Raw genomic sequence first — 12,066 nt, 5'->3', positions numbered from 1 at the left:
GCCGGGGCCGAGCCACCGGGGCCGCCGGGACCGGGCCACCAGGCTGCCGGGGCCGAGCCACCGGGGCCGCCAGGCTGCCGAGGCCAGGGACACCGGGGCTGCCGGGACCGGGCCACCGGGGCCGCCGGGACCGGACCGCCAGGCTGCCGGGGCCGGGCCACCGGGGCCGCCAGGCTGCCGAGGCCAGGGACACCGGGGCTGCCGGGACCGGGCCACCGGGACCGCCGGGACCGGACCGCCAGGCCGCCGAGGCCGGGCCACCGGGACCGCCAGGCTGCCGAGGCCAGGGACACCGGGACCGCCGGGACCGGGCCGCCAGGCCGCCGGGACCGGGCCACCGGGCCACCGGGCCACCGGGCCACCGGGCCACCGGGCCACCGGGCCACCGGGCGAGTCTCCGCGGTGCGGTGCAGGCCTGGCCGTCGGCTGCGATCGCCGACCGTCGTCTCCGCCAGCTGTGGCCGGCAGCACGCCTTCACCGGTGCGCCCCGGTGCGCCCCTCCGGCAGCACCGGTGACGGCTCCCTCAGGTCCTGTCCGGCCCGTCACCGGGGCGGCGTCCGCTCCCTTGACGGAAGAAACTTTCCGGATAATCGTGAATCCCGGAAGTTTCCTTCAGAGGGAAGAGGCCCACGTGCACGACTCCGGCACAGGAAGCACCGGTAACACCTCCCAGCCCGCCAGACGTACGGTTCTCGCCGCGACCGCCGGTCTCACCGCCGCCCTGGCCATGAGCGCGCAACCCGCCGACGGGGCGGACGGCTCCGCCTCGGGCGCGGCCGCCGGCGACACGAGCGACCGGCGGCTTCGTGCGCTCATCTCCCGTATGACGCTGGAGGAGAAGGTCGGCCAGCTCTTCGTGATGCGGGTGTACGGGCACTCGGCGACCGCGCCCGACCAGGCCGACATCGATGCCAACCTCAAGGAGATCGGCGTACGCACCGCCGCCGAGCTGCTCGCCCGGTACCGCGTCGGGGGGATCATCTACTTCGCCTGGGCGCACAACACCCGCGATCCGCACCAGATCGCCGCCCTGTCGAACGGGATCCAGCGCTCCTCGCTCGGCCTGCCCCGCGGGCTCCCCGTCCTCATATCCACCGACCAGGAGCACGGGATCGTCGCGCGCGTGGGCAAGCCCGCCACCCTGTTACCCGGGGCGATGGCCCTGGGCGCGGGCGGGTCCCGCGGGGACGCCCGCGAGGCCGGGCGGATCGGGGGCGCCGAACTGCGCGCGATGGGCATCCGCCAGAACTACGCGCCCGTCGCCGACGTGAACGTCAACCCGGCCAACCCGGTCATCGGCATCCGCTCCTTCGGCGCCGACCCTGAAGCGGTGGCCGGACTGGTCGCAGCCCAGGTGAAGGGGTACCAGAGCGCCGGGATCGCCGCCACGTCCAAGCACTTCCCGGGGCACGGGGACACCGAGGTCGACAGCCACTACGGCTTCCCGAAGATCGAGCACACGCGGGAGGAGTGGGCCAGGCTCGACGCCCCGCCGTTCAGGGCGGCGATCCGCGCCGGCATCGACTCCGTCATGACCGCGCACATCATGGTCCCGGCCCTCGACCCGGCCGAGGACCCGGCCACCCTCTCCCGTCCCATCCTCACCGGCATCCTGCGCGAGGAGCTCGGCTACGACGGGGTCGTCGTCACCGACTCGCTGGGCATGGAGGGCGTACGGACCAAGTACGGCGACGACCGGGTACCCGTGCTGGCGCTCAAGGCCGGGGTCGACCAGCTCCTCAACCCGCCGAAGCTCGACGTCGCCTGGAACGCGGTCCTGAACGCCGTACGGAACGGCGAGCTCACCGAGGCGCGGCTCGACGAGTCGATCCTGCGGATCCTGCGGCTCAAGTCGAAGCTCGGGCTCTTCAAGAAGCCGTACGTCACGGACGCGGGGGTCGACCGGGTGGTCGGCACCCGGGCGCACCTCGCCGCCGCCGACCGTATCGCCGCCCGTACGACCACGCTGCTGGTCAACGAGCGGAGGCTGCTGCCGCTGTCCCGCCGTACGCACCGGAAGATCCTCGTCGTCGGCGCCGACCCGGCCTCCCCGTCGGGCACCACCGGACCGCCGACCACGGTCCTCGCCACCGCCCTCACCGAACTCGGCTTCACGGCCACCGCGCTGTCCACCGGCACGGCGCCCACGCAGGCGGTCATCGACCAGGCCGTCGCGGCGGCGCGGGGCGTGGACGCGGTGGTGGCGGGGACGTACAACGTGACGGCGGCGAGTACGCAGCGCACGCTCGTCGAGCGGCTCGTCGCCACCGGTGTCCCCGTCGTCGCCATCGCCGTACGGAACCCGTACGACGTGGCCCGGCTCCCCGGCGTGGGCGCCTGCCTGGCCTCGTACTCCTGGACGGACACCGAACTGCGCGCGGCGGCGCGGGTGGTGGCGGGGCGGGTGGCGCCGCGCGGGAGACTGCCCGTGCCGGTGCAGCGGGCGGACGATCCGGCGCAGGTGCTGTATCCAGTCGGGTACGGGCTGTCGTACTAGACCTACGCCGCACACCGGGCGCATCGCACCCAACTGACGCAAAGCCCCCCGTTCGTCTGACGTGACCCCCTGCCGCGGGCCACGCTGGACGGGGGTAGGTCGGGGGGAATGATGGTCGTGCGAAGGGCTGTCGTCGTGCGAGGGGCCGCGGGGGTTCTGCCCGCCATCGCGGTGGCGGTCGTGTCGGCGGTGGCGATGGCGGTGGCGGTGGCGGTGCTCACCGGGTGCCAGGGCTGGGCCGGGTCGTCCGGGGCCTCCGGGGCGTCGGGAGCCTCCGGGGCCTCGGAACGTGTGGCGGACTCGACGGGGTTCGGGGCGGTGTTCCTCGGGGTCGACGAGTGCAGCTCCTTCGGGACGGCCAGTTTCACCGAGGTGTCCTGCACGAGCGAGCGGGCCGCGGCGCGCGTGGTGGCGCGGCACGACGGCAAGGTGTCCGAGGGACCGGTCTGCCCGGCGACCACCGACTTCGTCCTGCACATCAGCGAGTCCCGGCCGGCGTACGACGAGGACGGCGACGGCACGGTTCCGCGGGGGTACGCGTGCATGCGCAAGCTCCAGGCACCGCATCCGGGGGACCCCGGGGGCGGTGGCGGGCCGCGCACGATCGTCGGCGACTGTGTGTACGGCACGGGCGAGGGCGAGGTCCGCGAGACGTCCTGCGACGGCGAGGGCAGGTACGAACCCGAGTACGAGATCGCCTCGGCCGTCGGCGAGCGCACGGACTGTCCCCCGTCGACGGCCCTGTACGTCCGGCTCGGCGGCAACGACCCGGTGGGCTGCGCCCGGCCCGTGTAAGCCGCCCTCAAGCCCCGTTACGGGCGCGATCCCGCCAACTCCCGCCCCTGAGCGGTCTCCTGGAGCGGGAGTTGGCGGGATCGATATCATCCCCGTACACGACGATGGGGGGACGGTGACTCCGCTCCCCCGCCTGAAGCAGGGGGCTTCCAACCCGAAGGTTGCGGTCCAGCCCGAACCGATCTCTTACGGGACGAAAGGAAAATACCACCGGTCATGGCCCAGGACGCTCAGGGCACTGCGGGCACGGACGAGCTGCCGGAGATCCCCGGCTACCGCCTCGACTCACTCCTCGGAACCGGCGGCATGGGCCGCGTCTATCTCGGTACGTCGCCCTCCGGCCGCCAGGTCGCCGTCAAGGTGATCCGTACCGACCTCGTCCACCAGCCCGACTTCCGGCGGCGCTTCCGCCGTGAGGTCACCGCCGCCCGCCAGGTCAGCGGAGCCTTCACCGCACCGGTCCTGGACGCCGACCCGGACGCCGACCCGCCCTGGATGGCCACCCTCTACGTGGCGGGCCGACCGCTCGACCAGCGCATCAAGCAGGGGCCCGAGCTGAGCGCCGAGGAGCTGTACCGCCTGGCCACGGGTCTCGCCGAGGCGCTGCGTGACATCCACCGCGCCGGGATAGTGCACCGCGACCTCAAACCGGCCAACGTCCTGCTCGCCGACGACGGCCCCCGTGTCATCGACTTCGGCATCGTGCGCGCCGCCGACGCCGACATGCCCACCGGCACCGGGGTCACGGTGGGCACTCCCCCGTTCATGTCGCCCGAGCAGATCCGCGCCCAGAAGGACGTCGGGCCGCCGAGCGACATCTTCTCGCTGGGCTCGGTGCTGACGTACGCGGCGAGCGGCCATGTGCCCTTCGACGCGACGGACGTGTACACGGTGGCGTACCAGCTGGTCCATGAACCGCCCGATCTGGAGGGGGTGCCGGACTGGCTGCTACCGGTGATCGAGGCCTGTCTGGCCAAGGAGCAGACCGAACGGCCGGACGCGGACGGGCTGCTCACCCTGTTGCAGCGGACGGCCTACCCGGCCGTGCTCGACTCGCCGGACACCGTGGTGCTGCGCCCGTCCGCGCCGCCCCGGCCTCCGGCGACGCCCGTGACGGAGGGCGCGGGCTCCGCGCCGACTCCCCCGACCACCCCGCCCCGGCGGCGCCGGCGTCTCGTGCTCTCCGTGGCGGCCGCGGTCGTGGCGGTCGCCACTCTGACGGGCGGACTGCTGTACGGGCTGCGCGGCGCCGAGGAGGGGGCGGGCACCTCCCGTTCCGGCGGCTCCGGTTCCGGCGGCCCCGGCTCCGGCGGCCTCGGCTCCGGCGGCTCCGGCGGGACAGCCGGCCCGAGCGCCCGCGCCGTCGCCCAGCCGGAGGGCTCCGCCGACTACCGGAGCACGCAGTCCGGCTCGGGCGGCTTCACGTTCACGTACCGCGACAGCCCGGACCGCCGCCCGGACGGCTGGCGGCAGTGGCAGTACAACCTCCAGAACAGCGACTGCGTGTACGCCGAGTCGTCCCTGGTGTGCGTCGGCGACCGGACGGTACGGATCGACGCCGCGACCGGCACGGAGCTGTGGCGGACCGACAAGGCGTCGTCGTACGGCAAGAACACCCCGGCCGTCGTCGACGGCGTCGCGGTCGTCAACGTCGGTGACCGGCTCGTGGGCCTCTCGCTCGCCGACGGCAAGGTGAAGTGGCGTTACCCGACGCCGACGCTGACCCAGCGGCTCATCGCCGACGGCGAGCGGGCGTACGCGGTCGACCACGACGGCGGCGTGTACGCGGTGGACGCGCGCTCGGGCAAGGAGCGCTGGACGCTGCGGGCCCGTGTCTCCCAGGGCGGCGGCACGGGGCACCCGCCCGCGCTGCGCGTCGTGAACGGCAGGCTGTACGTGTTCACGGGCGTCAGTGAGGCAGAAAGCGAGGAGAACCACGTCACGGTCGTCGACACCGGCAGCGGCAGACGCGTCTCCGACTACGCGCTGTCCGGAGCCTGCCTTCCCGGTTCGGAGGCGCTGCTGGAGGAGGACGGCGCGGTATGGCTGTACTGCGCCGAGCCGGACGAGACGGGCACGAAGAACGGCATCCTGCGCCAGGAGCTCGCGGCGGGTGCCGAGGGCGTACGGACCGAGGTCGAGGCGGCACTGGGCAACGGCCAGATCGGGGCGCCCGAGCTGTCGGTGACCCCGGGCCGGGTGCTGTTCGTGGCACCGACCGAGACGGGCGGCGAGCTGGTCGCCGTCGACCCGGTCCGACGGACCGAGCTGTGGCGCAGGACCCTGCCCGGCAGGGGCCCGGCGGACGCGCCTCCCGTCCAGGCCGGCGACCGCGTCTACGTCGCCAACCTCCGGGGCGTCGCCGTCTACGGGGCACGCACGGGCAAGCTCGTCTACCAGCACAGCGTGCCGGACATCAAGGACGACAGCGGGATAGAGCTGGGCCTGGACACGGAGCCGATGGTGGCGGGCGGCGTCATCTACGCGCCGTCGTCGAAGGCGGGCTGGGTGAGCCTGGACACCGGGGACACCGGGGACACCGGGAGCGGTGGGGACGGGTGAGCCCCGGCACCGCGTCACTGCGGTACCGGGGCTCATCTCGCGTTCGCGCGGGGCGGGTTACGGCCTGAGCGTCATCTCACGCTCGATGTCGCGCTTGTCCAGCCTGGCGTCGTACTTCGCCAGCGGCTTGGCCGCCTCCGGGTTCGCCTGGACCGTGGCGGAGGCCACGCCGGCCCACTCCAGGATGCGGGCCGTGGCCAGGGACTTCTGGTCGGCGACCAGACCGGCGACGTTGGCACCGTGGTTGGCGCCGGGCGCCGTGAAGACGTAGCTGTCGCGGGCGCCCTTGCCGAGGCGGAAGGGCTCGGCACCCCACGGGTCGTTCTCGCCGTACACGAAGAGCATGTGGCGAGCGTTGTGGCGGACCCAGGTGTCCACGTCACGCATCGCCCACGGCTGGAACTTCATGGGGATGTCGCGGGGCACGAAGTTGCGCGGGGGCTGGTAGCCGTAGCGGATGTACTTCTTCTCGATGTGCGGGAACCCGATCGTCGGCGCACCGAGCTGCGTACCCGCCTGGTAGAAGTACGGCGTGTACGGCTCCAGGCCCTGGTCGGTGTACGAGGAGAAGCCGCCGATCGTGTCGACGGACGTCCAGATCTCGTCGTCCGTCGCGTTCTTCGCGTCCTTCGGGATGACGTCGCTGTCGCAGTCCGCCAGCTTGCTGTACTGCCAGAACCCCCACACGTAGTCGAGCACGACCGCCTCGTACGCCTTGTCCAGGCCGCCGATCGTGTCGAACGTGAAGCCCTCGGCCTCCGCGTACTCCGCGTACCTCTTCTCCAGCGGCTCACGGCGTACGAGCGCCTCGCGCTGCACCGCGTTCAGCCGGTCGCGGCACTCCTTGGTGCCGACCTTCTCGAAGAACCGGTCGTACGCCGAGTCCTCCTTGTTCACCACGTCGTTGGGCGCGACGTACGCGACGACGCCGTCCATGTCGCGCGGGTAGAAGCGCTCGTAGTACGTGGCGGTCATACCGCCCTTGGAACCGCCCGTGGAGATCCACTTCTGGGAGTAGATCTTCTTGAGCGCCTTGAAGATACGGTGCTGGTCGCTCGCCGCCTGCCAGATGTCGAGCTTGGACCAGTCGGCCGGGTCGGGGCGGGAGGGGCTGAAGAAGCGGTACTCCATGGAGACCTGGTTGCCGTCCACGATCTGCGTGGGCTCACGGCGGCCGGGGTTGGTGGAGACGTTGTAGCCGCCGGTGTAGAAGACGGTCGGGCGGCCGGTGTCCTTGTGCAGCAGGGTGATGCGCTGCTGGAACGTGCCCTTGGAGGGGCGCCGGTGGTCGACCGGCTGGGTGTAGTTGAGGACGAAGAAGCGGTAACCGGGGTACGGCTTCTCCTCGACGAGGCTCATACCCGGTATCGCGAGCAGCCTGTCCTTGATGTCGGTGGTGGCGGTGGTGCCGGTCGCGGTGGTGCCGGTTCCGGTGGCCTCCGGCTGGGCGGCGGTGGCCGCTTCGGCCGTACCCACCGTGCCGGTGAGCACCACGAGCGCCAGCAGCCACCTGAGCGCCTTGCGCATGGATTCTCCCCTGTGATTCCTCTGTGCGCCGGAACCTAGTGGAGCGACGGGTTGGCGCACCAGGGGACAGTGCGTCAACTGGCCATAGGCGCAGGGAGATTAGGGAAAACCCTGTGTGCGGGACGGGGGTTGGGCAACCGGGTTCGACAGCCGGTCCGGCGGTCCGGGTTCAGCAGAGGATCCACTCCGAGCTCACGCTGCCGCCGCCGACCGCGCCCTCCACCCGGACGCACCGCCGTCCGGCGTGCACGGCGTCCGTGGAGATGCGGTACCTGCGCTTCCCCTCGCGCATCATCGGGCGGTTCCCCCGCGCCTGCACGCTTGCGAACATCCATTTGAGGGTGCCGTTCCGCCTCTTGGCGACGGTCACGGCGCAGACGTATCCCCCGCGTTTGTAGACGTGCACGTAGCCGGTGGAGAAGGACAGCGTACGGACCTTGCGCGCCCCGCAGGAGGCCGCCTCGGCGCGGCCCGGCCCGGCCACCACGAGCAGCCCGGCCGCGGTCAGCAGAGCCAGCACGAGCGCCATCGGCCGCCGCACCGCACCACGGCCCGCCATCACCCCACCGCTCACCAGTTCACCTCTCCCGAGCAGAAGACGTACTGATGTACGGACGCGTGACGTACACCGGATGGTTGCGCCCCCACCCAGGATCAACTCGTCGCGCTGACCGGCTCCCCCAGGCAGGTGCGCCACGATCCCGCGTAACGCCGCCCTGTTGGAGGAGCCCGTCGTGCGTACCGTGCTCCGCGACCCGACCGTGGGCAGAACCTCCCCCGGTCGCCCTCGCATGGCCCCCGATCATGCAGCCGTGACCTCGGCCTCTCCCACGAACGTCCGCCACAGCTCGGCATAGCGCCCGCCCAGCGCCAGCAGTTCCGCGTGCGTACCGTCCTCCACCACCCGACCGTGGTCCATCACCACGACCCGGTCGGCGCGGGCCGCCGTGGTCAGGCGGTGGGCGACGACCAGGGTCGTGCGGCGCCCGGCGAGGCGGTCGGTCGCCTGGTTGACCTGGGCCTCGGTCGCCAGGTCCAGCGCGGCCGTGGCCTCGTCGAGGAGCAGGATGTCGGGGGCGACGAGCTCGGCGCGGGCCAGGGCGATCAGCTGGCGCTGGCCCGCGGAGAGGTTGCGCCCCCGCTCGGCGACCTCGTGCAGGTAGCCGCCGTCCAGCGTGGCGATCATGTCGTGCGCGCCGACCGCCCGGGCCGCGGCCTCCACCTGGGCGTCGGTGGCGTCGGGGCGGCCGTAGGCGATGGCGTCGCGGACGGTGCCCTGGAAGAGGTACGCCTCCTGGGGGACGACGCCGAGCCGGTGCCGGTACGACGTGATGTCCAGGTGACGGAGGTCGGTGCCGTCCACGAGCACGCGGCCCCCCGTGGGGTCGTAGAAGCGCGCGACGAGCTTCACGAGCGTCGACTTGCCCGCGCCCGTCTCCCCAACGAAGGCGACCGTCTGCCCGGCCGGGATGCGCAGGTCCACGCCGCCGAGGGCCGCATCGGTCTCATCGGCACCGCCGTACGCGAAGTGGACGTCCTCGAAGACGATGTCGCCGCGCAGGGACGGCACCTCCTGCGGCTCGTCGGCGGCCCTGGTCGACGTGGGCTCGCGGAGGAGCTCCTGGATACGGCCCAGCGAGACCGTGGCCTGCTGGTAGCCGTCGAAGACCTGGGAGAGCTGCTGCACGGGCGCGAAGAACAGGTCGATGTAGAGCAGGTACGCGACCAGCGCGCCCGCGGTCAGCGTCCCGGCGCCCACCCGGTTCGCGCCGACGGCCAGGACGGCCACGGCGGCCACCGACGACAGCAGCTGCACGAAGGGGAAGTAGACGGAGATCAGCCACTGGCCGTGGACGCGGGCCTTGCGGTAGCTGTCGCTCCCGGCCGCGAACCGCGCCCCGCCGTCCCGCTCGCGCCGGAACGCCTGCACGATCCGCAGCCCGGACACCGACTCCTGGAGGTCCGCGTTGACCAGCGCCACCCGTTCCCGGGCCAGCTCGTACGCCTTCACGCTCGCCCGGCGGAAGAAGAACGTGCCGATGATCAGCGGGGGCAGCGTCGCGAAGACGACGAGCGCGAGCTGTACGTCGATGACGAGCAGCGCGACCATGATCCCGAAGAAGGTGACGACCGAGACGAAGGCCGTGACGAGGCCCGTCTGGAGGAAGGTGGAGAGGGCGTCGACGTCCGTCGTCATCCTCGTCATGATCCGGCCGGTGAGCTCCCGCTCGTAGTAGTCGAGGCCGAGCCGCTGGAGCTGGGCGAAGATCTTCAGCCGGAGCGAGTAGAGGACGCGTTCGCCGGTGCGTCCGGTCATCCGGGTCTCGCCGATCTGCGCGGCCCACTGGGTGAGTACCGCCAGCAGCGCGAGCACGGACGCGACCCACACCCCGCCGAGGGCCAGCCGGGAGACGCCTTCGTCGATGCCGTGCCGGATCAGGACGGGAAGGAGGAGACCCATGCCCGCGTCCACGGCGACCAGGCCGAGGCTGACGAGCAGGGGCGGCCCGAAGCCGCGGAGCAGCCGCCTCAGGCCGTACGACTCCTCCGGCGTGACCGCCCGCGCCTCGTCGACGGCCGGGTGGTCGGTGGCCGGGGGCAGCGCCTCGACCTGGGCGAGGAGTTCGGGGGTGGCAGGCGTCCCGTCGAGGGCGAGATCCCTCGGCTCCCGGTCGCCGGTCCACAGCCTGGGGGTGATGCCCCGCTCGGCGTCGAACTCGGCGTCCAGTTCCTCCCGTACGGAGGTGTCCTCGGGCGGTGCGGCCGGCTGGACGTGGCCGGGCGAGACCCCACCCAGCTCGTCCGGGTCGGTGAGCAGCCTCCGGTACAGGGCGGAGCGCCGCTGGAGCTCCTCGTGGGTGCCGAGGTCGGCGAGGCGGCCGTGGTCGAGTACGGCGATGCGGTCGGCGAGGTTCAGGGTGGAGCGCCGGTGGGCGATCAGGAGCGTCGTCCGCCCCTCCATGACCTGCTTGAGCGCCTCGTGGATCTCGTGCTCGACACGGGCGTCCACGGCGGAGGTGGCGTCGTCGAGGACGAGGAGGCGGGGGTCGGTGAGGATCGCCCGGGCGAGCGCGACGCGCTGGCGCTGGCCGCCGGAGAGGGTGAGGCCGTGTTCGCCGACCTTCGTGTCGTATCCCTCGGGCAGCTCGGCGATGAAACGGTCCGCCTGGGCGGCGCGGGCGGCGGCCTCGATCTGCTCCTGGGTGGCGTCGGGGCGGCCGTACGCGATGTTGTTGCGGACGGTGTCCGAGAAGAGGAAGGAGTCCTCGGGCACGAGCCCGATCGCGGCCCGGAGGGAGTCGAGGGTGAGCTCGCGGACGTCGTGTCCGCCGATGAGGACGGCTCCGCGCGTGACGTCGTAGAAGCGCGGCAGAAGCAGCGAGACGGTCGACTTTCCGGAGCCGGAGGAGCCGACGACGGCGAGGGTCTCGCCGGGACGGATCTCGAAGCTGAGTCCGTCGAGTACGGGGATCCTCTTGCCGGAGGCGTCCTCGTAGCCGAACGCCACGTCGTCGAACTCGACGGTGGCGGGGGCGTCGCCGGGAAGGGTCTTGGTCCCCTCCGTGAGGGTCGGCCGGGTGTCGATCAGTTCGAGCACGCGCTCGGTACCGGCCCGTGCCTGCTGGCCGACGGTGAGCACCATGGCGAGCATGCGGACGGGGCCGACGAGCTGGGCGAGGTAGCTGGAGAAGGCGACGAACGTACCGAGCGTGACGCTCCCGCGCACCGCGAGCCAGCCGCCGAGGGCGAGCATGGCCACCTGGCCGAGGGCGGGTACGGCCTGGAGCGCCGGGGTGTACCTGGAGTTGAACCGGATGGTGCGCAGCCGCCCGGCGAAGAGGCGCCGGCTCACATCGCGGAGCTTCCCGGTCTCCTGGTCCTCCTGCCCGAACCCCTTCACCACCCGGACCCCGCTCACGGCCCCGTCCACGACGCCGGCCACGGCCGCGGCCTGGGCCTGCGCGTACCAGGTGGAGGGGTGCAGCCGGGTACGGCTGCGCTTGGCGATCCACCAGAGGGCGGGCGCGACGGCGAGCGCGACGAGTGTGAGGGGCAGCGACAGCCACGCCATGATCACGAGGGAGATGAGAAAGAGCAGGACGTTGCCGATGGTCATGGGCAGCATGAAGAGCAGCCCCTGGATCAGCTGAAGGTCACTCGTGGCCCGCCCGACGACCTGCCCGGTGGACAGCTCGTCCTGCCGCCGCCCGTCGAGCCGGGTGATCGTCCCGTACATCTCGGTCCGCAGATCGTGCTGGACGTCGAGGGCGAGACGGCCGCCGTAGTAGCGGCGGATGTAGGTGAGCACGTACACGAGCACGGCGGCCCCGAGCAGGGCACCGGCCCAGGGGGCCATGTCCCGGCTGCCGTCACCGATCACATCATCGATGATCACCTTGGTGATGAGGGGTACGAGGGCCAGCAGCGCCATTCCGGCGAGGGAGGACCCGAGAGCGAGGACGACGTCCCTGGGATACCTCCAGGCATACCCGGCCAGCCTCCGCACCCAGCTCCGTGTCTCCCCCTGCTCGACTGCCACGCCGGTGCCTCCCCATCTGGTCCTTACCCACCGGAAGGCACCAACGCGGGCGGAAGCGGATTTCATCCCTCCGCAACAGACGGGGTTCCCGGGACGGTGAGGGTGACGGGCTGTTTTTTCGCCCCCCGCCGCCTCTGCCCCTC

6 protein-coding genes are annotated in these 12,066 nt (G+C 72.2%); 3 read left to right on the top strand and 3 right to left on the bottom strand.

Going from position 1 to position 12,066, the window contains the following annotated elements; all coding sequences use genetic code 11:
* Nucleotides 1–633 precede the first annotated feature (633 nt).
* From FNH04_RS30205 to FNH04_RS30195, 3 genes are all read left to right on the top strand, one after another.
* A complete protein-coding gene (locus tag FNH04_RS30205) occupies nucleotides 634–2,499 on the top strand; it encodes a glycoside hydrolase family 3 protein (RefSeq protein WP_322724239.1) in 1,866 nt (621 codons plus the stop codon).
* 111 nt (nucleotides 2,500–2,610) lie between these two features.
* Nucleotides 2,611–3,294, top strand: a complete 684-nt coding sequence (locus tag FNH04_RS30200) for a hypothetical protein (protein ID WP_386573624.1) — start codon at nucleotides 2,611–2,613, stop codon at nucleotides 3,292–3,294.
* A gap of 216 nt (nucleotides 3,295–3,510) precedes the next feature.
* Entirely contained in the window at nucleotides 3,511–5,856 is a 2,346-nt protein-coding gene (locus FNH04_RS30195; RefSeq protein ID WP_152788949.1) for a protein kinase domain-containing protein, read from the top strand.
* Nucleotides 5,857–5,913: 57 nt separating this feature from the next.
* Here the strand turns inward: FNH04_RS30195 and FNH04_RS30190 are convergent, their stop codons facing one another.
* The 3 genes from FNH04_RS30190 to FNH04_RS30180 all read right to left on the bottom strand — a co-directional run bounded on the left by FNH04_RS30190 (nucleotide 5,914) and on the right by FNH04_RS30180 (nucleotide 11,923).
* Entirely contained in the window at nucleotides 5,914–7,383 is a 1,470-nt protein-coding gene (locus FNH04_RS30190) for a S28 family serine protease (RefSeq protein ID WP_152788948.1), read from the bottom strand.
* Between the two features lie 169 nt (nucleotides 7,384–7,552).
* The gene (locus tag FNH04_RS30185; protein WP_152788951.1) at nucleotides 7,553–7,912 is read right to left on the bottom strand and encodes a hypothetical protein; all 360 of its coding nucleotides are present in this window, start codon (nucleotides 7,910–7,912) and stop codon (nucleotides 7,553–7,555) included.
* Nucleotides 7,913–8,185: 273 nt separating this feature from the next.
* A complete protein-coding gene (locus FNH04_RS30180) occupies nucleotides 8,186–11,923 on the bottom strand; it encodes an ABC transporter ATP-binding protein (RefSeq protein ID WP_322724237.1) in 3,738 nt (1,245 codons plus the stop codon).
* Between the last annotated feature and the right edge of the window lie 143 nt (nucleotides 11,924–12,066).

It is taken from the genome of Streptomyces phyllanthi (genome assembly GCF_009377205.1).
Classification (GTDB): Bacteria; Actinomycetota; Actinomycetes; order Streptomycetales; family Streptomycetaceae; genus Streptomyces; species Streptomyces phyllanthi.
Note: the sequence above shows the minus strand (reverse complement) of the source record. Positions and strands in the feature narration are given on the sequence as shown.